This is a genomic window from Longirhabdus pacifica (genome assembly GCF_004115085.1).
In the GTDB taxonomy this organism is placed as follows: Bacteria; Bacillota; Bacilli; order Paenibacillales; family DSM-105158; genus Longirhabdus; species Longirhabdus pacifica.
This window is the reverse complement of the sequence record NZ_QXJP01000033.1, coordinates 1-26,643: the sequence shown is the minus strand read 5'-3', so window position 1 is coordinate 26,643 and position 26,643 is coordinate 1. Positions and strand designations below refer to the sequence as shown.

The 26,643-nt window shown below is 38.1% G+C and carries 20 protein-coding genes; 2 read left to right on the top strand and 18 right to left on the bottom strand.

The window, feature by feature from the left end:
• Positions 1 to 257 precede the first annotated feature (257 nt).
• The 5 genes from D1Z92_RS16480 to D1Z92_RS16460 all read right to left on the bottom strand — a co-directional run bounded on the left by D1Z92_RS16480 (position 258) and on the right by D1Z92_RS16460 (position 11,528).
• Entirely contained in the window at positions 258 to 545 is a 288-nt protein-coding gene (locus D1Z92_RS16480; RefSeq protein WP_128896779.1) for an alpha/beta-type small acid-soluble spore protein, read from the bottom strand.
• 354 nt (positions 546 to 899) lie between these two features.
• Positions 900 to 1,418 carry a hypothetical protein gene (locus D1Z92_RS16475; protein ID WP_128896778.1) on the bottom strand — a complete coding sequence of 173 codons (519 nt, stop codon included), beginning with the start codon at positions 1,416 to 1,418 and terminating at the stop codon, positions 900 to 902.
• Between the two features lie 122 nt (positions 1,419 to 1,540).
• Positions 1,541 to 3,991 (bottom strand): hypothetical protein, encoded by a 2,451-nt coding sequence (locus tag D1Z92_RS16470; protein ID WP_128896777.1) that lies wholly within the window; start codon positions 3,989 to 3,991, stop codon positions 1,541 to 1,543.
• A gap of 242 nt (positions 3,992 to 4,233) precedes the next feature.
• The gene (locus D1Z92_RS16465; protein ID WP_128896776.1) at positions 4,234 to 7,089 is read right to left on the bottom strand and encodes an S-layer homology domain-containing protein; all 2,856 of its coding nucleotides are present in this window, start codon (positions 7,087 to 7,089) and stop codon (positions 4,234 to 4,236) included.
• Positions 7,090 to 7,583: 494 nt separating this feature from the next.
• Entirely contained in the window at positions 7,584 to 11,528 is a 3,945-nt protein-coding gene (locus D1Z92_RS16460) for an S-layer homology domain-containing protein (RefSeq protein ID WP_128896775.1), read from the bottom strand.
• A gap of 262 nt (positions 11,529 to 11,790) precedes the next feature.
• Between D1Z92_RS16460 and D1Z92_RS16455 the strand changes: the two genes are divergently transcribed.
• Positions 11,791 to 12,111, top strand: a complete 321-nt coding sequence (locus tag D1Z92_RS16455) for a hypothetical protein (protein ID WP_128896774.1) — start codon at positions 11,791 to 11,793, stop codon at positions 12,109 to 12,111.
• A gap of 539 nt (positions 12,112 to 12,650) precedes the next feature.
• Here D1Z92_RS16455 and D1Z92_RS16450 read toward each other — a convergent pair.
• From D1Z92_RS16450 to spoIID, 13 genes are all read right to left on the bottom strand, one after another.
• A complete protein-coding gene (locus D1Z92_RS16450) occupies positions 12,651 to 13,766 on the bottom strand; it encodes a glycosyltransferase family 4 protein (protein ID WP_128896773.1) in 1,116 nt (371 codons plus the stop codon).
• 28 nt (positions 13,767 to 13,794) lie between these two features.
• Entirely contained in the window at positions 13,795 to 14,556 is a 762-nt protein-coding gene (locus D1Z92_RS16445; RefSeq protein WP_128896772.1) for a WecB/TagA/CpsF family glycosyltransferase, read from the bottom strand.
• A 16-nt stretch (positions 14,557 to 14,572) separates the two neighbouring features.
• The gene (gene csaB / locus D1Z92_RS16440) at positions 14,573 to 15,679 is read right to left on the bottom strand and encodes a polysaccharide pyruvyl transferase CsaB (RefSeq protein ID WP_128896771.1); all 1,107 of its coding nucleotides are present in this window, start codon (positions 15,677 to 15,679) and stop codon (positions 14,573 to 14,575) included.
• A complete protein-coding gene (locus D1Z92_RS16435; protein WP_128896770.1) occupies positions 15,652 to 17,691 on the bottom strand; it encodes a DUF5693 family protein in 2,040 nt (679 codons plus the stop codon). Before D1Z92_RS16435 ends, csaB begins: the two co-directional genes overlap by 28 nt.
• Before the next feature lie 25 nt (positions 17,692 to 17,716).
• The gene (locus D1Z92_RS16430; protein WP_128896769.1) at positions 17,717 to 19,417 is read right to left on the bottom strand and encodes a phospho-sugar mutase; all 1,701 of its coding nucleotides are present in this window, start codon (positions 19,415 to 19,417) and stop codon (positions 17,717 to 17,719) included.
• A gap of 35 nt (positions 19,418 to 19,452) precedes the next feature.
• Positions 19,453 to 19,878 carry a 3-hydroxyacyl-ACP dehydratase FabZ gene (gene fabZ / locus D1Z92_RS16425; RefSeq protein ID WP_128896768.1) on the bottom strand — a complete coding sequence of 142 codons (426 nt, stop codon included), beginning with the start codon at positions 19,876 to 19,878 and terminating at the stop codon, positions 19,453 to 19,455.
• Between the two features lie 288 nt (positions 19,879 to 20,166).
• Positions 20,167 to 20,448: a DNA-directed RNA polymerase subunit beta gene (locus tag D1Z92_RS16420; RefSeq protein WP_240666789.1), complete on the bottom strand. Its 282-nt coding sequence runs from the start codon at positions 20,446 to 20,448 to the stop codon at positions 20,167 to 20,169.
• 16 nt (positions 20,449 to 20,464) lie between these two features.
• On the bottom strand, positions 20,465 to 21,367 hold the full coding sequence (locus D1Z92_RS16415) for a flagellar hook-basal body protein (RefSeq protein WP_128896767.1): 903 nt from the start codon (positions 21,365 to 21,367) through the stop codon (positions 20,465 to 20,467).
• A 15-nt stretch (positions 21,368 to 21,382) separates the two neighbouring features.
• On the bottom strand, positions 21,383 to 22,261 hold the full coding sequence (locus D1Z92_RS16410) for a flagellar hook-basal body protein (protein ID WP_128896766.1): 879 nt from the start codon (positions 22,259 to 22,261) through the stop codon (positions 21,383 to 21,385).
• A 16-nt stretch (positions 22,262 to 22,277) separates the two neighbouring features.
• Positions 22,278 to 23,276: a rod shape-determining protein gene (locus D1Z92_RS16405; RefSeq protein ID WP_128896780.1), complete on the bottom strand. Its 999-nt coding sequence runs from the start codon at positions 23,274 to 23,276 to the stop codon at positions 22,278 to 22,280.
• Between the two features lie 401 nt (positions 23,277 to 23,677).
• Positions 23,678 to 23,965 (bottom strand): sporulation transcriptional regulator SpoIIID, encoded by a 288-nt coding sequence (gene spoIIID / locus D1Z92_RS16400; RefSeq protein WP_128896765.1) that lies wholly within the window; start codon positions 23,963 to 23,965, stop codon positions 23,678 to 23,680.
• A gap of 203 nt (positions 23,966 to 24,168) precedes the next feature.
• The gene (locus tag D1Z92_RS16395; RefSeq protein WP_128896764.1) at positions 24,169 to 24,882 is read right to left on the bottom strand and encodes a M23 family metallopeptidase; all 714 of its coding nucleotides are present in this window, start codon (positions 24,880 to 24,882) and stop codon (positions 24,169 to 24,171) included.
• 87 nt (positions 24,883 to 24,969) lie between these two features.
• Positions 24,970 to 26,022, bottom strand: a complete 1,053-nt coding sequence (spoIID, locus tag D1Z92_RS16390) for a stage II sporulation protein D (protein ID WP_128896763.1) — start codon at positions 26,020 to 26,022, stop codon at positions 24,970 to 24,972.
• A 97-nt stretch (positions 26,023 to 26,119) separates the two neighbouring features.
• On the opposite strand from spoIID, the gene D1Z92_RS16385 reads away from it, so the two are divergent.
• On the top strand, positions 26,120 to 26,527 hold the full coding sequence (locus D1Z92_RS16385) for a VOC family protein (RefSeq protein WP_128896762.1): 408 nt from the start codon (positions 26,120 to 26,122) through the stop codon (positions 26,525 to 26,527).
• The last annotated feature ends 116 nt before the right edge of the window (positions 26,528 to 26,643 follow it).

Here is a 26,643-nt window from a genome sequence, read left to right as displayed (position 1 = left end):
TAACGCCAACCGAAATTCATCTCCACCTTATCGTTGGGCTTCGCCCTTCACACGCTTGAAGATGGAGACTTCTTTCAGAAAACGTTAAAGCTATTCAGTTAATACTTTTATGTAAATTTATATGTTCAAATAGATGTTTATGAATGAATTAAAAATAAAAATAAAATTCATGAAAGGTTGAAAATGTGCATTCAACCTTTACGTTTGATTATTTGTCAGTTTAAAATAACACTAAAAATCTAAATATGAAATCTACACTAATTATTATTCATACTCATGTTCACTTCCATCAGCTGCGCGGATTGAACTAACTGTGCTGTGATGAGTCCACCAACTGCTCCTGCGTCTCTTGCGGTTAAATGACCCCAGTAATCTTTTTGCATTGTTGGTGTGTTAGCTATATACCCTAACTCTCCTGCAAATTCCTCATTTACTTGAAGGTTAGTTGTTGGTTTTTGCACTGGTAGCCCTAATTGTGCTGCTATCTCATATTTCAAATCATATAATGCCTGATTACATTGTGGTACGACCTTTGCATTGGCCACATGGTACACCTCACTTACATGTATTTACTATCGAGTTGTAAATATTCCTATTCACCGACGGTATGACCATATTATTTGCTTACAATACCTAACGTACACGATTTAAAATATGTTTGTACTGGATGTAATTACAACATTATAAGCGCTTTAATCAATGGAATCCATTAAAACTGAAATGAGGTCTGCAGCTTCAGCTATAACGTTCTACCATTATCTAAACCATTCAAGAAGTAAGTACGATGTACCTCATGCACATAAAAATTATCGCTCACATCTACTCAAATACAAACACATTAAAGAAAGAAGAGAACGAAAAAACGTCCTCTTCACTTCTGCATCTATAATTTCAAAACATTACTCCGTAATATCATTTCCACTTGCATCTAAATGTTGGTATCCACCATTAACCATAACATAAATGGTAGCCGCAGTACTTGCATCAGCTTTAATACCTCTTCCCTCTCTAGGAAAACGCAACAAATGGTTAACAGATATAGCAGCTCCAGGTTGAATGTCTTCTCCGCCTGTCAAATCCGGAATGCCTACACCATCATCACTAACCGCAAACACTTCACCATTACGAACAACAAATTCTGTTCCTTCATCTGCATATAATGTTTGACCTTTGGTTAATTTAACGATAGTACTAGTGGTTGAAATACCTCCACCATTACCATCAAAATTGCCTATTTGATTTTTAATTTCATCTGCGTTTTTTTGGTCTACGTAGCTTTTCGTTACTACAGGATCTTCTATAGATGCTGGCTTATCCGTTACCACACCATCTGCTTCTGTTGGCAATTGAGAACCTATCACCACACCACTTGTTAACAAAGCGGTACATAATGCTAAATTTGTTATTTTCTTTTTCATTGTCTTCACCCACTCCTATGTGCTTGACTGTATTGTACATGTTATAAAATATCAAAAGTAACCATTATTAATTCATTTAACCAATACTTCAATTCCTATATATTTGAAATGTGTTGTTATATCTAGTATCTATAGTACTTATCCCAAGATAATCTTTTTGTAGCTAGTAATTTTTTATGTCCTTCAAATTCATCATATACGTTCAAGTTAAAAACACCATTGCTGTCAAAGAATTTTTCAGGAAATGAAGTCTCATTTGAATGACCTTCTCCTACTTTTAAATTCTCACTTGCAAGTGCCAGAGACGTACTATATTTATCATCTCCGTCTAAAATTTCGATATGGAGACTATGACCATCTGTATTCAATTCATATTTATTATCTAGTAATAAGTCATATTTAAATTTAAAAAGAAAGCTGTTTTCTAATGAGTTACCTACAATATCATCCATCTTCAAAGTGTACGGAGTAAAGTCTAGTTGTTTAAAAGTATTAGCAACTGCCATATTTTCTTCCGGCAAGTTAAATAATCTTACATGAATCATGGCTGCTGCTGCATTTTCACCTTCACCAACCAATGATTCTCCTATTAGTAAATCAAAGTCTTCTGCTGTATAGTTATCTGGTACTTTACTCCACGCAGCAATACGAACCTTCCCATTTGGCATCACTTTAGCTTCACTAAAATCTGTTATCGTTGCTGGGTAAGGTATCCCATCATTTGTCTGATAGTATGCTGCTAAAGAAGTGAGGTCGTTGATTCGTTTTTCCAAATTTTCCAACTCAATCTCACTGTACACAATGTTTGTTCCATTACCTTCATAAGTCGTAGTTTTTTTAATGGATATATTCATTTGATCGCCAATTTTATTCATTTTATACGTTCTATTCTCACTCACTGTAGGTATAGTGAATTGTGTTGTATTCAATTTATAATCCGCAATCGTTTGAACCGCACGCTCGCCCTCCATTTCCTGCAAAATGACATTCACTTCATTGAACTCATAAGTATACGGGAAAGAACCGTAAGCTATATACGTCGTGCTCTGACCTGGTTGCAAATTAATAATCTGATCTTGATTGATCGTTTTCACCGCTTGATCCTCTACTCGATGTCCATTTAACAAAAAAGTTGCTTTCAAACCATCAAATAAAGGAAGTGCATTTTCAGAATCATTCTTCACATTAATTTCAATAGCGATAATATCTTGCTCTTGATAAGGCAAACGTTGTGCATTTTTCATCGTAATGTTATACACACCTGATTGATTTTGATACAGTACTTCTTTATCCATATCGTCGGTTTTCAACATGATAGGAAAATTAGCAATAGTAGTTGCTTTACCTTCATTACCTGATACATTGATGTTTACCGCCGAAAGCGTATCATAGCTGACTGTCGCAGGTATTTTTGCATTTAACTGAATAGTAGCATCGCTCTCAGCATCAATGCTATCCACAATACTATCTAATGTCAAAGTAATGACTTGTCCGTTAGTCGTTACAAGCGTATACGTATAGGTAGGTAAAGCTACCTGCTCTGTATGTTCATTAGTGATATTTAAGTTAACTTTTAACTGGCTGTCATCTAATATAATTTGTGATAAAGAAGCTGCAACCATAAGTTCATCTTGAACTGCCAATTCATTTATTTCTTCACTGTAAAATAAAGCTGTAGGTGCTTGATTAAATTGCATGTTAAAACTAGCAACAGGTATACCTAACTCTATATTTTCTTGTGGTGTAGTCATGAAAACCATGCCATTCGTAATGTCTACAGCATTCGGAATATTAGCCGTCAAAGACATTTGTCTTACTTCTCTAGGTTGAATAATTGAAGTTACCGTTGTTGTTTCATCTGTCGTCGTTGTATCTGTGTTAGAAAGCTTGTATATCAAACCATCTTTTGTTTGGAAGTAGTATTGATAATTTGGGATGTCTATACTCTGATCACTGCTGTTTTGCAACTGCATTTCAATATTAATGTAATTACTATTATAATTCGCTAATTGATTGGTGCTGTTTACATTTACATCAATATAAGCATGATTAACACGAAGTTGCTTTGCATTTTTAAGATCTGTAACAAATGTATACATAGATGGAACGCTGATTGTTCCAACAGAAACATAGTCTATAACCTCACTATTCCACTGTTGTAACGTAAATTGTAATTGCTGCAGCGTTTCCTGATTCCCAACTTCAGCGTAAAATGTTTGGTACTCTGTAGATTTAGCAGAGAAAGTCTCAATACCAGCATGTTCTTCAATTAATTTCACACTGTAACTTGCTCCAGATGCAGAACTCAATTTAGACCAGTAATCTAAAGCAGATAAATCTTTATTGCTATTATTATGGAATGCCATCGTATATGTAACTAGTTGACGATCTCGATATGGTATGAGGTATAAGTCTTGAACTGTCACGGAAAGATTGTTTGATAGATTTATGCTTCCTATGATATGAGTAGAATTTTCACTTGTTGTATCGCTTGCTATTGATGAAATCGGATTTAATAGTAATGTAAACATTAAAGTAAGTATGAATAAACGCTTTGAAAATATGTATTGCAATGTTGTTACCTCCCTAATAGTCTTCTATTGAATTAGACGTAATTAGAGAAAAAAAGTTTCATGTATTTTAGAAAATATAACATAACTATCATTATATATATGGATTATTATACTGTGAAGTATTACTCCTTTATTTAAATTATAATATTAGCATCATTTTACTCTTGTTAACCTATTAAAATAATTTATAGTATTACAAAAAAGAAGCCCTCTTTAGGGCTCCTTTTTTTAGAAAAAAGCTATTAAGGATTAGTTACAACATCAACTTCAAGATCATCAAAAGATTTAACTTCGTTATCTTGAGCATCTTGAATACCAAAAGCTTCGTTGTAGCTAACTTCAACTGACTTGTTGAATGGAATATAATTATTTTGGTCATCCATTGCAGCTGTTAATGTAACTTTGTTAGATCCATCAAAGCTCACACTACCAATGTCACCTCTAGTAAGAGAGAAACCATTGTTGTTAGTTGTACTGAAAGTGTTGTCTAAATTTTCACTGAAAGTTAAAGTGATTGTAGTTTTATCAGTATTGAATACTGCAGAAGTTACTACAGGTGCAGCTTTATCAACTAGAGCAAAGTCTGAATCAGCCAACTTGATACCGTACATTCCATAAGAATCAAAGTCACTATCGTTACCCATGAAAGTTTTGCCGTAAACATTTCCAGTAACTGATGTTCCTAAAGAATCTTCTTTAAGCTTCAAAATAACTACAGTGTTTGTTGCATCTGGATCAAGGTCTTGATCTACAACTTCGAAGTAATTACCTGCGCCCATTACTCCAAATTCTCTGTAGTCTACATCGATTAAAGTACCATCAACATATAATTTCACTTCATCTTTACCTACTAGCTCAGCATTTTCTAATTTAAAGCTACCTTTAGGTCCATCGATATCTATTACATCTGAAGCCTCAGTAAAGTTACCAGAAACGTCAGCTACTCTTGCGATTTCAATTTCATCAGTTTCATCAAATTTAAAATCACTTAATTCTACAGTGAACTCAACAGATTTACCTCCATCTGTTAATTCTGCTTCTAGATCATCAATTTTACTAAAGTTAGTTTCATCACCATTATTCGCAATATAAGTGTACTTTTCTAAGTCTAGTACTGAATACTTACCCTCAGTAGTCATTTCTTCTTTAAAAGCAACTTTTAAAATTTGATTGTCTGTGTTTTCATAATATAGAGTTACTGTTGTTTCAGCTAGTTTAGGATCAGTTAAATCATCTACGTTGAAGTCTGATGATGTTTTTTCAATTTCATTGCCAGATCTGTCTTCAACATCTTCAATAACGATTGTGTGATCACCAGATAAAGCTTTTTTGAAAGTGATAGTTGCTTTATCATCAGTCAAATCTGCATCGATAATATAATTTTTCAATTCATCGCCATCTTCATCTAATAAAGTGTAGTTATCTACATCTTCAGTAGAATCTTTATCCATGTCTTCTGTGTAAACAAGAACTATTTCGGACTCATTGTCACCTGATTTAATTTCTTTTAACTCAGGAGCTGTTTTGTCAATTTCTACAACGATTTGTTCAGAAACTTTATCGTTTTCATTGCCCCAGAAATCTTCCAAACTATCTGCTTTAATAATTACTGTAGCAGTACCTTCACCTAAGTTATTAGTAGTAAAGTCTAATTTTAGTTCATTTCCGTCAACATCGTCAGCATCAATAGAATCAACGACATTTTTGCTGTTAGTGTGATAGAAATCAGTTTTATCATTTGAATTTAATTTAATCGGCTCATTAAATACTAATGTTGCTCCGTATGTTGTTACGTCTTTGTAATCAATAACAACTGGTGCTTCTTCGTCAATTGTAACTTCAACTGATTTAGTTTGTTTATCAACACCTAATCCAGCGAAATCTTCAATTCCACTTCCGAAAGAAAGAGTAAACTCATCTTCAGTCAATTTGTTGTAAGTAACGATAAGGTATTCATTCATAAGTGTACTTGCAGGTGTTACTTCTTTAACGTGATATTTAGTATTCCCTTTTTTTACAGTAATATCGTTTTTCTCGAAAGTTTCAATCGGCTCAGAAAAAGTAGCTTTAAATGTATTGCTTCCAATCGCATCTACATCTACTAATTCTGGGAATGTTGTATCCTTAAATTCTACTCCTTCTACTTCAACAGTTTCAAGAGTGTTACCATCAACATCCTTTAGGTCAGAAATTTCGAAATCGATTGAATCTTGTTGATCAGCAGCTACTGCCATAGTAATCACTACAGTCATTCCATCTTCTTGTAGGTCATACCTTGAATCTTTAGTAGATGTACTTAGATCAGCACTTCCACCATCAATTTTGTAGTTGTTGTCATTTCCTGCGTTTTCTAATTCGTTGTTAAATTTAACTTCAACTTGCTTCAAGTTAAGAACTTCTACGGATACAACTTCTAACTCATCTGGAGTTCTTGGATCTTCGATCATACCTTTATCAATAGCAACTTCGAAAGAAGCGTCCATTAATTGACCACGAGTTGCGTTTACATTGTAGTCGTTCATTTCAGGGAAAAGATGTGCTTCTAAAGCTGCTGCAACAAAACCATTAGCCCAGTCGCTAGCACCTTCAACTTCAGCATCTTCGTCTACGTCAAGACCTAACATAAGAACAAATACTTTACCCATTTGCTCAAGTGTTACGTTTGCTTCTGGATCGAATTTACCTTCGCCGATACCTTCAACTAGTCCAGCTGCAGCTGCTGCTTCAACATAGTTGTAGTACCAAGCATCTTCAGCAACGTCAGAAAACGTTGGAGTTGCAAAATCAGCTTTTACGTCAAGACCTTCTAATAGTCCTGCAACTTTAGCGAATTGTGCGCGAGTCATCAATTCTTCAACAGCTGGATCTCCAGCTTCGTTGATACCATTGAAAATACCTTTTTCTTTTAAATGTTTAAACTTCTCTTCTGTAGTGATTGTGTCGTCAGCTGCGAATGCCATACCACTAAAAGCAGTAAGTACCATTGCTAATGCTAACAATATAGATAAACTTTTTTTCATAACCTTTGTTTCTCCTCCTTGGATATCTTTCATTTTATTAGAGTTAAAAAATATAAATCCATAGCTCGATTTCCTCATCTGTGAGTCACCCCCTTCCCAGAGTTGAGCAATATAATTGATTTAAATAAAGTCTGTAACACATGGTTACAGAAACTTGTAAACATTGTACTAGACACGAGACAAAATATTACCTACCCATTATACATCGGGTATGGTAGCTCGTAAAGATAAAATTTGTGAATTGTTTCCTTTTTCTTTCCTAGCTAAAAAAGAAACGTAATCAGCATAACATCTCGCATTTATAAGCAATATTTCATTGCTCTGTTGTGTTCTTCTAAAGGTTAAACGCATGTGATTCTAAAAAGTTGCGTCTTTTTCAAAAAAACTTTTTTTCTACTCAACAATTATGTAATGCAGTAGGCTGTTATGTGTGTTAAAGCGTTTGTTTTTAATATTTTATCTGTCAACAGAGACTAGTATACTAAAAATTAATCAAACAGTCATTGTAGAATTTTTACCAAAAATACAGATATAGACCATTTGTCCATATCTGTATTTATTTTGAAGATGACTTATAGATTTGGTATTGATTTGTTCTCTAACAACACATTCATAATAACAGAAGCCGCTTCTGCACGTGTCATGTTTTCTTTCGGTGCAAAATAGTACTTATCTTTCGAACTGCTAGAAGTGGTGTGCTTAATACCTGTCATTAAGTCATCTTTCGTCACAGCTAAAATAGCTGCCTTCGCATAATCGTTCATGCTATTTACATCCGTGTATAACTTGGATAGTTTATCATTGATTTTACTCATGTCTTGCGGGTTGTACTCAATGTCTAAATCCATTGCACGTGCAATAATCATTGCTACCTGCTCACGTGTAATGTTGGCATTGGGTTGGAACAAGTCTCTCTTAATACCACGAATAATACCTGCTCTCGCTGCCGTTTCAATATATTTGTATTCATATAAACCACCAGAGGATGGATTTACTGTACCCACATCGTAAAATGTTGGATTGTTATCATAGTTAAGTGGTATTTGTAATGCTTTTACAAGCATCGTAGAAAATTCACCACGATTAATAGGATCATTCGGTACCATTAATGTCGTTTGTTTGTTTTTCATCAATCCTTTTGCATACAACGTATCCAAGTAATCTCTTGCCCATGGATGTGCTGTCACGTCAGAGAATGAATTGTACATATACATCACGGTATAGTAACCGAATTCTTCAAATGGCACGGTAATCGTGTTCTTTTTCTCGTCTACCACACCACCAATGTTTTTCCACTCGTAGCGTTTTGCTCCTGTGTAATTTTCGTTATATCCATAGTGATATACCGTGACATAGCGCCAACTGTTTTGCACCATGTTTGGATCATAAGCTAATGTCAACTCCCCAGCTTCTGACGGATAATACACTTCATCTAAGTTATTGTTATTTCGAGTGTAAAATTCCTCATCACGTTCATATGGATAAATACCACCATCATAAATCGCCAGATCACTATTGGAACTGTTATACATTCCACCATCAATCCAATACAATGGGCTTGCCATGCGGAATCGTCCCGTCTGTTCTTTTAGAAGGTTCTTGATACTTGGTACACTTTCAAACACAGAGTTTTCTTTGCTATATGGATGAATCGTTTTGTTCACTCTTCCATCAATAGGATCTGCAATCCCTATTAATACATCACGCAATGGAGATAAAGATTGATCAATGCCATCGTGTCGTTTACGAAGCATGACAGTGCCCTTCTCAAACTCCAATTTCACTTGTTTATCGAATGCGTCCAGCTTGCGCTCTTCAATCGACTCTTTGTGGACTGCACCTATCGCCGTCGTGTCTGCATTAATTAAAATGATTTCTTCTTTCACTTCTTCGTCTCCACGTACGATCGTAATATCTACATCGTTATCGCCTGCTTTTAATCCATATACATCAAAGACGAATAAATCTCTATCTACATTATTAATCTCTATTTCTTGTATTTCGTCTAATTCTTGTTTCTTATTGTATATAATTTTATCCGCGCCTTCTGCTTCCAAGTACACTCGAGTATAGTTTCCGTTGACGACACCTTCCTTCGTCACAGGATCAATAATAGGATAATGTACAATGAAGTCCGCTGGTTGGCGGATAATTTCCAATATACCTGATGCCGTTAATCCTTGTTCACTCATCACATTTACTTCCACAGTATACGTACCAGCATCATACATCTCTAATATTTCCGATTTGAATATAGCGGATCCATTCGTTGGAATAGCTGTACTATTTGATGGACTCGGAGTAACATTGCTTATTGTATCTATAATGTCCTCATTACTATTAATCGTGTCTCGTATAAATCCTGAACCGTTCCATTTATAAACATCTACTTCTCTAAATGGATCACCATCTTCATCATAACCTTTATAAATAAACTCGATTTCTTTGGCATGAACGATAGAGGTTTCAAACTTTAATGACTTTTCTTGTGTATAGTACGTTCCTGCTTGTTCATTTGGTTGTACGAAAACATTATTTTCGGCAAATTTTGTTTCCAAATCTACATACGAAACATTTGGTATTTCATCCGTAAAGTACGACAGTTTATAGGTGCTCGTCGTGATTGGCAATACTCCACCTGGATTTGTTGAACCATTCAACGTGCCTTGTGGATAAATTTCAAACGTTAATATGTTGACTCCATCTATCAACTTCCAATTAGAGCGACTCGCATTTTTAGCGCCGAAGAAAAAGCGAAACTCATCCAATTTTCCGTTTACATAATGATAATCACTTGATCGCACTGTATCCACGTTTTCATTTAATTTAACTAAAATATCATATTTACCGTTCTTATCAGGAACAATATTTACTGGTTTAAACTGGAATACAGGACCGTCAAATGCGTTTCCTGATCCATCTACACCTTTAGGCTCTACTTTATTGGAAGTAAATACTTCTCCGTAATAAATATTTTTCACGGCGATATACGGAGCAGGATTATAATTAATCATGTATTGCTTTGCTCCGACTAAGACTTCATTTCCATTAAGTACAGGAACAAATTGAATAGCACTGAGCCCTTCTGGAAGCAACTTCTTATCTACTTTTATCGTGGCTGCACCACCAGTAACAGGCGCTTTTACAACCAGTTTATTATTCAAATACGGCAAACGAATATTGACTTCGGTTGCTCCCTGTTTGACAGTAACGTAGAATGTCACTTCATTACTGTTGATGGATATTTCTTGCCCGTCATACAGTTGCATCCCGTTCGCATCATCAAACTGGACTTTTTCTACGTAAGGCTGATTCTTGTTACTATAGTAATATATAAATTGTTGGTTATCTTCAACATATACAGCAGAACTAGGGTTGAATGTAACATCTAACACCTGATCTGTACGCGTAGTGTCAATCGCAATGTTGCTGATTTTTACATCCTCTATAATGTAGTAATCTTTTTGATCGGAAACATTTAGCGTTGTCGTTACGCCAGTATTTCCTGACTGGTATACCGTATACGTTACGCTGTTTGATGCTTCTTTTACATTTGTAAATTCAATTTGAACCGGGTTCCCACTATTATTTACTTCTAACGAAACGATGTTGTGTGTCATATCGTCCACTGCGCTTCGATTAATTTTCACATCAGTTTCAATTTCATAAAGGTAGGGGCCAGATCCAGTTAATGCCTCAAAGGTTGGTTGTCTAAATAGGTTAAGATCTGACGGTTTTAAATTCGTCAGTTGACTCGTTATCATCGTATTAAATAAAAATGATTTCCCATTGTTATACGCGAATTTACGATCTGTTTGATATGTAGACGTTGCATTGTATCCTTTTACTTTCAGATCGTTATCCCCTGGACGAAGTAATAAATAATCAGAATCCTCACCAGCTTGGAAACCGAAAGCGCCATCGCTATTTAAATAGTAAGGAGATTGAGGTGTTGGCTGTAATGTCGTAAACCCATCTAAATTCGTTAAGTTTCGAGATGTACCTTCAATGAAGAATGTATTGTTGTTTACGTCGTTGTCTTTCGGGTAGATCCCACCATTCACAAGTAAATCGCCATCTACTGACAAACTACCTATACTTGAGTTGTTCGTGAAGTGAACCCAAGCAGGAACAGATTTCGGGTTAGAACCAAATTCGTATACAAGCGTAATCTTATTCAAACCTTCATTCAGTTGTACACCTTGGAAGTACGCTTGGTTAGGTCCTAACTTTGCAGCGGTCTTTGTCTTTACCACTTCCATTGTGTCTGATTCTACATGTGTAATTTCATAATATAGAAGGCCTAAGTTCTCATCTGCTATATTGTTATAATTAAAAGTAATGTCTATCGTCTCACTCGTCACTTTTGTCGGTTGAGTTGGACGAGTACTGGATGTTTCTAGGTTTTCAATTTTCAAACTTACTGAAGTTTGTGCACTAGCTTGATATGGTATCAATGTGACTATTAATGCAACCATTAGCAAAAAACTAGTGGCACGCTTCCAAATATGATTCATTTCGGTATCTCCCCTTTGTTTAATCGAATTCAATCTATTATTTAATATCGGTATAGTTGATGCTGAATGTTATATATTTTATAGTAATAGTTGCAAAAATAACGTAAAAAAAATACGCCATCACCTTATCCCTGCAGGGTATTTACAAGAAAAGAAATGCCGTTTTTCATCGTTTCTTAAAAAAACATAAACGCAGCATATGTCTGAAACAAGAAATATATCATTAGTATACATATTTATTGAAAGGTGTTGGAAAACGAACATGCATGTAACAACTATCGAAACTATCGAACATTTAAAAGGGCAGCTTATTCAAACCGATTCTATTAGCAATCTAAATAATGAACATCACAATCCGTTCGTTACCATTAGTAGTAAACTTGATTTGATTCAACATAATTTAAAGGGCAAATCTATGATGCATGGTGAAGATGATATTGATCCACGCTATGTGAAATTGGCTATTTTAACTTTAATGCAACTGCATGGAGATGTGGAAGAAATTAATACGTTTGAGATTATGGAGCAAGCGAATAAAATGAAGCAGATGACAGAAAGTATTGTGAATGAAATAGACTGCTAGTTCAGAAGATGCCGTCTATTTCAACCATCGCTCTGCAATATACGCCGTCATGATGTTAGCACCTTCTGGGTTCAAATGATTCACATCATAAAAGTGTGCTGGAAATTGCAACGAAGGTGATGCTTGTTTAACTATCGCTCCATTTTGTTCTGCACTGTATTGCAGTGCCTAGTGGTATTTTTGATACTGTGTATTTGTCATCTTGTTCTATTTTCATTTCCTATTCATAGGCCTAGCAGCCCTTCAAAAACGAAAATGATCATATACCTCTCCACTCATCTCTCAAATGGTAACAGCCTAATATCCCACCGAGAAGCAATGCATCAACTTTATTTTTTTATCTTTGCTTATATTATTTATACATTTATTTAAAAATAAAAATTGAATACTCAATATGAGGCGACACGAAAGAAGCAATGCATATAAATGCGGTCATTTTAAAAAAGCCTCCAGAGGAGGCTGAACGTCTAGTTCATTTCTTTGAATTCTTTTGTTGCTTTTTTTCACTAGGTTCTGTTTACAGTCATCACTGTAACCTATTACTTCATCATGCGTGTGCTGCCGAGCAGTTGTACTACTTTCATTCTAGTTCTCCGCAGAAAATGAATGACTGGTTGCTTCTGACTAATAATGCCCGTGTATTCTGCACCCAGTTGCAGAAAGAGTAGCAAGAGTGGCAGTATCACTAACGTAACCCAAAGCGGTTGATTTGAAAGTAAAATCGCTAAAATACCGAAAGAAATGGAGATCAAATAAATAACAAGCACCGTTTGCAAATGACTTAGTCCTAATGACATTAAACGATGGTGCAGATGATTTTTGTCAGCTTCCGAAATCGGTGTTTTGTTTACTATACGGCGCACAATCGCAAATAACGTATCCGTAATCGGCACACCTAATATAAGGAGCGGTGCAACGAAGGAAACGACTGCCGCTTGCTTGAAACCAGAAATAGACAACGTCGCTAAACAGAAACCTAAAAATAGCGCGCCAGAGTCACCCATGAATATTTTTGCGGGGTGGAAGTTGTACACTAGAAACCCTAGTATGCTCCCTAACAAAATCGCTGTTAAAATAATGACGATCTCGTTGCCCATGAAGATAGCCATGACAAGCAACGTTGCTGTTGCTATAGCTGATACACCTGCAGCTAGTCCATCCAAACCGTCAATTAAATTAACGGCATTGGTCACTCCCACAATCCAAAAAATAGTGAAAGGAATGCTGAACCAGTCTGGTAGTGTATGTGCATTTAAAAACGGTATATTTATAAAATCAATTCTTAGATCAAAGCCAACAACGACGATAATCGCTGCGATAATTTGCACGAGAAATTTGATCTTGGGAGATAAGTTGTATTTATCATCTACCGCCCCGAGCAATGCAATCATGGACCCACCTACAAACAGTGCCCATGCTAACGCACGTTTTCCTGCATCCATCACTTCAATTTGCGGTAACATGATAATAAAAGCGACAACGAAGGCTAAATAAATCGCCAATCCACCGAGACGCGGCATGACTTTCGTGTGTACTTTTCGCTGATTCGGTTGATCCACTACGCCGATCCATATCGCAAATCTTTTCACTAACGGTGTGATTAATATCGATACAAGTAGCGCGGCACAGAACCCGATGACAATTAAATTCAACATTTTATCTACTCACTCTCCACTCTGACGATCAAAGATTGGCCTGCTGTAATTTCTTCTTATCTTTTCTCACTTGCATCACAAATTTAGGCAATGCTAACATACGCTTATATCTCGTCGGTTGTTGCAACAAACGGTAAAACCATTCTAATCGCAACTGTATAAATAATTTTGGCGCTCGCTTCAATTTTCCCGCAATTACGTCAAAACTGCCACCGACGCCCATCATTAATGGTACTTGAAGCTGCTGTTTATATTTTGCAATCCAAGGTTCTTGTGTATTCACGGATCTCGCCACAAACAAGAGGTCAGGTTGCACCTTTTGAATATCTGCGATCACTTCCGCATCTTCTGATTCTGTAAAGTAACCGTCTCTTACTCCTACAATACGCAAAGAAGGAAATTGCTTACTCATGTTGTGCGCAGCTTCTTTAACCACTTCATCCTCTGCTCCTAGCAAGTATACTTTCCATTCGTATTGTTCGCCAATGGACAGTAACTCATGCATCAAGTCGAATCCACCTACACGTTCCTTCACCGGATGACCGATGTAGTCAGCTGCCCAGACAATACCTGTTCCATCCGGAACGACAAGGTCTGCTTGCTGCACCGCTTTTTTGTATGTGTCATTGTGCTTTGACTCCATCACGATAATCGGATTTGCGGTCACCACTTGATGGGGCTTTCTTTCCTTGATCGACTGCGTTAAGTAATCCACGGTGTCTTTCATTCCCCATTTACTAAAAGGAATGTCATATATATATACTTTTTCGCTGTTATTTTCCATATCCATCTAAACTCCTACCTATTTAACGCAACAGCTTATGAATTTGTTGCGCAGGAATTTGTGATTTTTTTTGTAGCGTTTCGATACGCTGTTGTTTATCTTTTTGCCATGCTTGTTTATGATCCAATAGATAAATGATTTCATTTCCCATCCGCTCCGCATCGATATGATTCACATCACCAATCGGTTGCATGTCCAACTGAGATAAAAACTGATCTATTTTCGGATCATAAGAAATACCGACCATCGGCACTTGCTGCGTTGCTGCATAAATTAAAGAGTGCAGACGCATGCCTACTAGTATATCACAAGATTTCACTTCGCAAATAATATTTTGCGGGTGGAACGATGTGGTAAGCATAGAGCAAGGAATGCTTGAAGCATATTGACGAAGCTTTTCCATCGTATATTTACTGGCTTCCATATCAGTCGGTTGATGAAATGGAATGAATACGAATTCTACCTTTCGCTGCTGATAGGCAGCATACAACCCTGCGGCAATACGATCTAAATCCGAGCGATCTTCTTTCCAAAAGCGAACGGATATGCCTACACGTGGTAGGGCATGCGAAAACTCACCGCTTCCGTTTTTATTCAGTACACCTAATACAGGGTCAGGTACCATATCGATTGCTTTCGTTACACCACTCTCTTGGAGCAACGCTAACGATTGTTCATCGCGCACAGAAATATAAGCCGCTTGATTAGCGACTTTGGCCGTCCAAGAGCGGAATAGTTTGCGCTGAATCGGCCCTACACCTTGGGCATAAATGAAGGTAGGCTTCTTCATCCATTGCGCAAGACGTAACACGCCGAGATAGTAAGGGATAGAGCGACTGCTCGTCACATCTTGCAACAAGCTGCCGCCTCCACTAATGAGTCCATCACATTCTTTTATTGCTTTGATTAAAGCAGGCGATTTGAAGCGATGTACTGCTCGCACGCCATACGTTTCCTCTGTTTGCAGCGGATTTTGCGAGAGTACTACGGGCTCCACTTGTGTTTCCTGCGAGTACGTTTTATTTTGCTGTTGTATTGCATCTAATATCGATAGTAATACTGCTTCATCTCCACTGTTTCCAAATCCGTAATAGCCGGAAATTAATACTGTTTTTTTATTTGATTCCACTTATTCCAGCCCCTTAATGCTACTTCGAAAGCGATAATAATCATAAAACCAATGACGATACCTAGAATCAAACCATAAGTTACTCTTAGCATGGAAACAGGTAGCATCGTGTGCAAATGGGTGAACGTATTCACCATTGATAGTTGTCCGAATACCCCTATGACAAATAGTTCCGCACCTTTGCGATATTTGAGCGCCACGTAAGCCGCAAAAATAAACAACGGATGTCCAATTAAAAACTCAGAGGTACGTGGACGAACTCCGAATGTATGTTGTAATAATGATCGGAACTCTTGTTCCAATGGTAGTGTTTGTCCAGCATTTCCCGCTCTGGATAAATAATAAAGGACAATACCACCGAACAATGCAGCGAGCACGACGTAGATCACTTTAATGTTCATGAAAGCGATTTGCTGTAAACGCGCCAAGCCTTGCTGTTCTTTGGAGTAGGAAGCATACATTGCCGCATATATTGCAATAATCGCGATAGGAGCTAATTTCAATAACGAAACGCCTCGAAATTGATCAATTAACACCATGTACGTCATACCTTGCAATATCCCACTCACTTGGGAAAAGGCAATGGCCGTGATTCCAGTAGCTAACAGGAATAATATAACTGCTGAACCGGAAGCGGACAGCATCGTTTGCTTTTGTTTCATCTGTTTCACTTTATCCATGGCATACATGACAGCGTAACTCGGTGTACAAATGGCGGTACCAAGTGCAGCTAGTGTATACAATAACGATACAGAGAGCACATATAAACCTGCACTTCCTATCACACCAATGACGAAAAACAATACTGCCGGTAGTCGTAAGCCTCTACCCATCGTTAAACTGATCATAGCGACAGCACCTAATACTACGAGCAGTTTAAGTATATTGTTCCATGATGAAGGTGTAAACGTGAACGGCTGTGCTGTATCCAGCGTGTACCCCGCTGCTTCTAAACGTGCTACTGCACCGTTATCCCCTTCACTACCTAATAAAACTTCCAATGTATGCTCCATGGAATCTTCAAACATTTGGTCATCTGGTCTTTCTATCGAATCCCCATTCAAGTAGATCATACGGATGTTGCGATCTTCCACTGCCAAAACGATCCGATCTTCCAAAATGTCAGGGTCTAAAAACATTTCTTTTTCTAAAATAGAGTGAAGACGAATGACATCGTAATCAAGTAGGTTCGCTAACTCTGCTCTACCAGCCTGCTGCTTGTCCTTACTTGTTTCAATCAACGCAAATCCGATACCATTTTCTTTCATCCACTGCGCTGTTGCTTGTAACGTTAATCGTTCTTCCTCATCGGTGTTGCCTGTTACATCATCACCAGAAAAAATAATCCAACGAACGCCAACATCTGCTAATTGAATGAATGCCTGCTCCATGACTTCAAAATGGAAGGGACGATTGTCAGACATTCTTGCTGCGATGTGAAATCCGTAATCACTCAGCATTTCCATTTCCACTAAATCTGGAAATAGTGGCATAATAGCCACGTGGTCTAGCACTTCTTGTATGATGATGCCTTGCCCCGCTTGATTATCATTGTTTAAAGAGAATGATTCCATCTCCACGTTCAAGAGGGAAAGCTGCGTTTCTATTAAAGGTTGAATACGTTGCCTTACTGCTTCATTTTTAAATGTGACATACGTGTAGTTTTCATCGTCACTCACCACTACGTTCAGAACATCTGCGGCTTGTTTGGAGCTATATAGTGACAATTCCTGCTCCATCGCGTATTGTTCCAGCGACTTTTCCCCTACTGCCATCGTCGTTACACCAGCATCTCTCAATGCTGTTAATTGGTATTCCAAATATTGTTGCGGGTTCGGTTCATTTGCAGCAAGAAACGTTAAATCACTATAATCGTATACAATTTCTACTCCAGGTGCACTTTGTTCTGCTTGCCATCGCTGCACAATTAATGGAAGGGAAGCCACTAAACTAATGATGACTACGATCCATAACAGGCGATGGGCAATTTTACTATATATCCATTTCTTCAACAAATCATTCCACTCCTATATACGATTAACATGCATGAACGATCTGCATGACATCTTGCTTTAGTTTTTCTATGAATGCGCTCGCCTCTTCTTGAGACGATTTCTTCACGGAAAAGTACATTTTGATTTTCGGTTCCGTTCCAGAAGGTCGCAAACATACCCATGATTGATCAGAAAGAATATATTTTAATACGTTTTCCTTCGGTAAATCATCTATACCTTCTGCATAGTCAATCACTTGCTCCACTTGCACCCCTGCTAATGACGTTGGTGAATGATGACGCCAGTGGTTCATAATCGTGTCAATTTGTTGCATACCGCTCTTTCCTTTTAACGTCAACGATTGCAGTGCATCTTCGTAGTAGCCAAAGGTAGCATGCATCTCATCTAGTACCATATCTAACGTCTTCTGCTGCTGCTTATAGTAAGCAACTGCTTCACTAATGAGCATGGATGCAATAATCGCGTCTTTATCCCGAGCATAAGTTCCTGCTAAATAACCATAACTTTCTTCGTAGCCAAATACAAATTGCTTCACATCATCTTGCTCTAGTTGATTCATTTTTTCAGCAATATATTTAAAGCCGGTTAATGTGTTCCATGACTCTAGTCCATAATGTTGAGCGATAACTGCACCTAGCTCACTCGTAACGATGGTCTTGATAACAACACCAGCTGTTGGCAATTGGCCACTTTCTTTCATACGCGATAGCATGTAATACAGCATAATCGCTCCAGACTGATTACCATTCAGTATGGTGTAGTTGCCTTCTTTATTTTTCACTATCGCTCCCATACGATCACTATCTGGATCTGTTCCGATGATGAGGTCCGCATTCACTTTTTCCGCTAATTGCAATGCTAACGTAAAGGCTGCCTTCTCTTCTGGATTAGGGGAGTCTATCGTTGAAAAATTAGGATCAGCCGTTTGCTGTTCTTCCACCACATGCACATTATTTGCACCAATACGCTGCAATGCTGGTGGTACGATATGCGCTCCTGTACCGTGTAGTGCCGTATACACAATACTTACATCACGCATCCACTGCTGTTCTTGTTCATTCAACATGCTTTCTTTTGTCACAGCGGTAATATATTTGTCATCCATCGTGTCATCCAACCAGTGCAGAAGCCCTTGTGATTCCGCTTGCTCTTTCGTGATTTTGTTCACTTGTTCAAGCGAAGAAATTTCAGAGATGTGTTGTATGACACCGTTCGCTTCATGTACGACAAGTTGTCCCCCATGTTCGTTGTATACTTTATACCCGTTATATTCCGGAGGGTTGTGGCTCGCTGTGATGACGATGCCTGCGTCAGCACCTAGCTCTCTCACACTGTAGGAAAGCTGTGGAGTCGGTCTCAAACTTGGAAATACATATGCTGTAATGCCGTTACCAGCTAATACTAATGCAGATTCCAATGCAAAGGCATCTGAATAATGTCTGCAATCATATGCAATGACGACTTTCAATCTCTTCTCTGCTTGCTTGGACTGGCTCTGTATATATGCAGCCAAACCTTGTGTTGCTTTCTGAATCGTATATTTGTTCATTCTATTCGTTCCTGCTCCGATAACTCCGCGCAGTCCACCTGTACCAAATTGCAATTCTTTATAAAAGCGATCTTCAATTTCTGCATCATTACCCTGTATACTTTCCAATTCACGTTTGGTTTCTTCATCAATCATGTGATCGTTTAACCATGCTTGATAACGCTCCACACTCATCTGCCTCTCCTCCAGTTATTTTTATATTTTTTTATTTATTGACCAATGGCAAACATGATTTCACCTTCAGCCACTATCTTATCTTCGACTTTGGCAACCGCTTTTCCTTTACCTATCATGCCTTTGCTTCTTGTGATTTCTACCTCTAGTTGTAGCGTATCTCCTGGTGTCACTTGTCCACGAAAACGCATGTTGTCTATCCCTGCTAGAAAACCGATTTTCCCTTCGTTTTCTTCTTTTTTCAGTATAGCTACTGCACCTACTTGTGCCAACGCTTCTACAATCAGTACACCTGGCATGACTGGATAATCAGGGAAGTGTCCTGGGAAAAATGGTTCATTCATCGTCACATTTTTAAAGCCTACTGCTTTTTTACCTACTTCCAATTCCGTGATACGGTCCACGAGTAAAAAAGGATTACGGTGAGGGATAACTTCTTGAATTTCTTTAATATTCATCATCAATGTGCACTCCAATTCTATGGTTATTCTGTCCCTTATTCGGTCGGTTACAAATTTAAATGTTGCGTATGTTTTGCTTATGTTTTGTGTACAATACTAAATGTCCCCTTCATGATCTGCAGTAATGAAGGTTGATATAATAGAGTATATTTATCGGGTTTTCACAAAAAATGCCTGGTAAATATGCTCTTATCTTTTTTTCTCATTTATTATACCTTTCTGGCACACAAAAGAAAACTCCCTCAATATGTAGGGAGTAGATAAAACGTATTTATGTTGTATGTTCAGCTAGTCAGCAAAAACTAAATCATACACATGTTTCCACGTACTAAAGTCGAAAACATCTGCAGCTTCGCCATGACCTATCACAGCATAGCCAATGTATAGTCCACCAAATAAAGCAATAAAGCAACTGAGCGCCACGATGAATACTTTTAGCCATGTGACTCCCCAGTTTTTGGTTTTACCCGATTTTGCCGATTTTTTGCTTTTGTTTGCTGGTTTTTTGTTTACTCCTGGCTGTTTATCTTCGGTTTTCCTCTGTGCTTGTGCTTGCATTTGCTCACTCATTGGAATCTTCCTTTTCTTATCCCCTTATGTTGGTTGCTAAGTTCAACATGGAATCTGCAGAAGCAAGTGCTTTTGCTCCTAGCTGATAAGATCTTTGAGCGGACAGCATATTCGTCATCTCTGACGTCAAATTGACGCTGGACTGCTCAATGAAACCCTGATGTACTTTAACCCCCGACGCAAGAATTTGATCTCGATCCATGATCGTAACCAATTGATCGAGTTGTTGTGCATCCATATCCGGTAGGGCATAGGATGACTCACCAACAGGCTGAAGAAGATGCTGAGACGATACGTTTGCAATGCGCAATTGACCGAGATAAATGTTCGGTACATTATCTTGTGGCGGATCAGCAAAAACTTCACCTTGTTGATTAACCACTATTTTATGATTTTTCGGGATATCTTGCAACTGCATAATGCCAAGACTATCATTTAAATGAATGGGGTAGCCTTCAGCGGTTGCTAAATACGCTTTTTGCGTTAAGGCATCTTCTTTGATAGACAAGTTGAAAGCACCATTTCTACTGTACAATGTTTCGTAAACTTCACTTCCGTTTGCATCAAGTAAAATATTACCGTTATCATCAAACTTCGGAATATCTATAACGAAAAAGGCATCGCCTTGCAGTGCAAAGTCATATTCATTGCCTGTTTCTTGTAAACTGCCTTGTGTAAATTGCGTATATATATTCGATACGTAACCTCCAAAACCGGATGTTGTACCCAGTGGGGTCATTCTGCCATCTAACTTGAATTGCTCATCCTGAGGTTCAACATTACGCAATACATCTTGAAACGTTACGGCAGATGTTTTATAACCGGTGGTATTCACGTTGGCAATGTTATTGGAAATGACATCTAAATGTTTTTGACTACTTTGCATCGACACGAATGCATTAATCATGGAATGGTTCATCTGTTATCCCTCCTTTTACACTTTACCTATTTCATTTACTGCTTTTTCTAAATTACGATCGTAATATTGCACCATTTTTTGATTAGCTTCATACAGGCGCAGTGCGCTCATCATTTCTACCATTTCTTGAGAAGGGTCCACATTTGAACGCTCAACGAAACCTTGTTTTACAACAGCTTGATCTAATGCTGTTAATGCTTCAGGTTGCTCGTCCCCTACATAACGATAAAGACCGTTACCTTCCATGATGAGTTGGTATGGATCATTTACTTTCACCAATTGCAGGTCATCTATGAGTGTATCTCCGTTATACACTACTTGTCCTTGTTGATTCACTACTAGTTCTTGAATAGGAATGATGTCCCCAAAACGATCAACAAGCTCTATCCTTTGTCCATCTTTGTTGAGCACTTCTTCCCCTGAAGCCGTCATGAGCTGTCCTTCTGATCCAACGACAAAAGACCCTGCTCTCGTATATAACACTTCTTCTTGGGCATTTTGTACGGCAAAGAATGCTTGCGGTTGATAAATGACTTCACCGTTATCCGTTACGTGTTTGCCTGACTCATCAAAGGTATATTGCTCGCCATCGATTTCTGTCATTTGCGATACGATTGCAAAATCAAATGCATTGCCCGTCTCTAATATGTCGCCTTGCTGAAATACCGTCATACTTTCTTCCATCATGACTCCACCGTGCATGTAACCTATTTTCGGAGGTGCACCTTCATCTGTATTCATTCTTTGCATCAATATTTCAGGGAACGATCGCATAGGGGCAACTTGTTTCTTGTACCCTGTCGTTTGTAAATTAGCAATATTATTCGTCACCATATCATGTCGCTGCTGCTGTGAAATCATCCCTGAAGTAGCGGTGTACATTCCTTTCAACATATAAAAATCCTCCTGGCTAACGTGATTTGTTCGGTACTTTATCTAAATAATCCAGCATCAGTCCCGTTCCTTTTACTACACAATGCATCGGATCTTCCGCAATTAACACTGGTACTTTCAATTGCTCAGACATTAATACGTCCATTCCTGACAACATCGCGCCTCCACCAGTTAAGATGATGCCACGATCAATAATATCTGCAGAAAGTTCTGGTGGCGTGCGTTCCAATACATTTTTCGCTGCCGATACGATGGCACTTACACTGTCCCATAATGCTTCTTTAATTTCATTTGCATAGATGGTAATGGTGAGTGGCAAACCGCTAACTAAATCTCTTCCACGTATGTCCATTTCATTATTGGTTTGTTCTGGCGAGACGGTACCGATATTAATTTTTATTTCTTCTGCCGTGCGATCTCCAATTAGGAGCTTATATTTGTTTTTAATATATCTAATGATGGCTTGATCCAATTTGTCACCGGCAACTTTAATCGAGCTAGAGGTTACGATATCTCCCATGGATAGTACGGCAACGTCTGTCGTACCACCTCCAATATCTACGACCATATTGCCGCTTGGTTGGTAAATATCCATACCCGCTCCAATAGCTGCTGCCTTTGGCTCCTCTTCTAGGAAGACTTCCTTCGCTCCACTGCGAAGTGCCGCTTCTCGGATCGCTTTTTGTTCTACGGATGTGATTTCAGTTGGTGCACAGATTAAAATGCGGGGACGTGCGTACCAGAGCTTGCCGCCTACTTTGCTAATAAAATACTTTAACATAATTTCAGTAATCTCAAAGTCGGCAATAACGCCATCTTTTAAAGGTCGAATGGCTGTAATATTACCAGGTGTTCTTCCTACCATCTTACGAGCGGCTTCTCCTACTTCAAATGCACGCTTAGAGTCACTATGGATAGCAACGACGGACGGCTCGTCCAATACAACTCCTTTACCCCTAATATGAATAAGAACATTTGCCGTTCCTAAGTCAATGCCTATATCTTTCCCAAACATCATATATCCTCCTTATATATTCTATGTTGCACCAGCACTTACATTGATTTTGATTACATACTGTAATGGGTATCCTATATAGAGATATGCTAACACTTCGCATTTTCAACTAGATAAGTTTGCATGGATCACTAGTAAAAAATAGGAAGTGTAGCAATCATGTACTATGTATTTCTTTGCAAGGATAACATTTGAAGGGAAAGTATAAGTATTGCATTGTACTTATACTTTCAATATCGGTTATTGAACACTGGATGCTGAGAGTAAATTGAAATGATTGCATTATTTTTATTATCGCTTAATTGGGTTTTTAACATGAAAATTCTGTTTTTAACACACAATATTCTAAAATTCGAGGTATTATTGAAAAATCCTTTATATTTTTATAATTTGTTATGTGTTTATTTTGTTACTTTTCCTTTTCCCTGTCCTTTTCCTTTCTTCCTTTGCTTATACTTTATTTTTGTTGCTTCGCCTCCACGCAAATGTCTAATGGACTTATGGTATTCTAAAATATTTTTAACTTCATTGGCTAATTCAGGATTTATTTCAGGCAATCTTTCGGTCAGATCCTTATGCACTGTACTTTTTGAGACACCAAACTCTTTTGCGATATTTCTAACAGTTTGCTTTGTTTCAACGATACATTGACCGATTTTAATCGTGCGCTCCTTGATGTAATCGTGCACGCCCTCGCCTCCCAACTACAACATATTTGCTACATTATATGAGTGGAGAGACTATATATTCTTTGTTTCCAAGCCTGACAAGCTAATTTATCTGAAAATATTCCTACTTCACGTTTCCATTTTCTCTTTCACTACAAAGAAAAAACCCCCTCATAAAATTTGAGGAGGCTAAAATTTTTTTGTTACACATTAAATTTCAAATATTATTGTTTCAACCATTTTTCCGGGTTTACGGGAACATCATTTTGGTACACTTCGAAATGTACATGGGCTCCTAAATCTTTTTGTGATTCACTTCGACCAGCAGCTGCAATGACATCACCTTTCATCACTTCTTGTCCTTCTTGAACTTGAACGTCCTTTAAGCTTTGATACACTGTTTTCAATCCATCTGCGTGCGTAATTTCAACGACTACACCAACGTAAGGAGGTTGATCTACTCTTGTCACCACGCCACTCATTGCGGCAGATACTTCGAATTCTTCCGTGTCTGTCACGATGGAAATACCTGTGCTCGGCATAAAGGTGGACTCATCAATTTGAAGCATGGCTGTAAGCTTTTGTTCTTCTGACGCATCTTGATCATAGAAAGGAACGACAACTTGCATCGTTTTACTATCTACAGGCCATTGCATCGCTTCAGCTGGAGAGTTTGCTGGTACAGAAGCTTCTTCGCTATCATTCACACTATCATTTGTACCATCATATGTCGTCAAACCAAAGTCGTTGTCTCCTACTGGTTCTGCATTATCATCCCCTTGCGTGGTCCACACCATGATGCCAAGTATAATTGCTGCTGCTGTTACATAGATTGCTGGTAGCGCCCATCTTTTTTTTGATAGACTACGCCAAAATGACGGTTGTTGATCCACTTTTCCCTTTTTGTTTGGATCCCCGGATTGATTTTTATCTACCATATATTCATCACCTCAGCAACCATTGTTGCCATTTCGCGATGTTTTATACTTATTTCATAAATTTAAACCATTATTTTGCAAGACATGCTAGACAGAGGATGCTATTCTCTTCAATTCAATTTGCTGATAATAATATGTTACGATATCTGCAGCTTTCTTCCCTTCTAATGCCATCCCTTGTGCCCCGTATTGACTCATGCCAATGCCGTGTCCATATCCATACGTCGTAATATGCACATCGTCTTCTTCCATTTTCCAAACAAAATGTGAAGATGGAAGTTTTAATTTCTCTCGCACTTCTCTACCAGAGAAAGTATTTCCTGCAATGACCACTTCATTCACTCTGTTCCCTTCTGTAGCGGACAATAACTGATACCACTCTTCTGTGGGTGTAGACAAGCTAGAAAGTCCTAGCATCTGTTGTATTTCTAGTAGTGTAAACGTTTGGGTTTGTTCATATTTAGGGGACAAGCGCTGATCCCATGGGCTGGCTACACTACGTAAGTATGGTAGCTCCTTATCCCAATAGTCTTCTGAGTTTTCAGTAAAACCGTTGCTAGTGGAGAAAAAAGAAGCTTCAATCGGTCTATCATGATAGGTCATAATCATATCTTTCGTTTCTGCTATGGCATGTTGTAATTTCTCGTTATATGCATCATATTGCTTTCCCCACTGTTGTTTTCTTTCCTCTTCTGTAAGAAATGCTTGGTGATATATTGTATTCGTAACCAAAGCCCCGTCTACAGGAACATGGGACCTATCTTGATCCATCATACGGCGTACAATATATGTTCTAGCCGCTATCGCTTGAGCTTTCAATGCTTCGATATGAAAGTCCATTGGCATTTCCGCAGCCACCACACCCATCACGTATTGCTCTAACGGTAATTGAATGATTTGCTCTTGCTGATCCATATAAATCGAGACTATTTTATGTTTCGCGTGTTGTGGTAGTGTCATCAAAGCTAACTGCTGCTCCTGCTCTCCTAGTTGTGATGCGTTGAAGTTGTTAACTTGATTCATTTTTACGTTCATTTGTGTACTATCTGTGTCACCAAGCTTCATGACCATAGGAATAATTAATGTGAATGCTAAAGCAAAACCTGTCGATAGGATAAACCATTTCCACTCTCTCTTCATCTGTTTCTACCTCCAAAGATCTATGAATCATCTAACATATGAAATGATGTTAACTCTCCTATATTTATGATAGATTGCGAGAAGATAGAACGAGAATGTGGAGAGAAATGAGTACAACAAGGATATATTTGAAGGGGATATGCATGGTGGATGCAAGCATTTTTACTTTAACGACCCTGATGGGAATAACGTAGAGATCATCTTCCCCTATGTACAAAAAGATTGGAGCGTGAATGAGATTGGTATGCCTTCCAACCACGTCAGTGCATTTGCTGCATTTCTTGAAGAAGGGCTAGCGGATACGTTTCAACATAAAGGGGAGTTGTTTCGGTTTTATGGTGATGAAAAAGGGGTATTCGTGCTTGTTCATGATGAGAGACCATGGTTTCCTACGAAGCACATCGCGCAAAGTTATCCCATACACATTGTTGTTAGCGGGAAAAAGGATACCACGTTGCAGCATCCCACTCTCCCCTATCCCATTTTAACAACAGTAGATACTTAGAAGAGTTGAAATAATTTGATACTGATATTTAACGTTTTCTGAAAAAAGTCTCCATCTTCAAGCGTGTGAAGGGCGAAGCCCAACGATAAGGTGGAGATGAATTTCGGTTGGCGTTA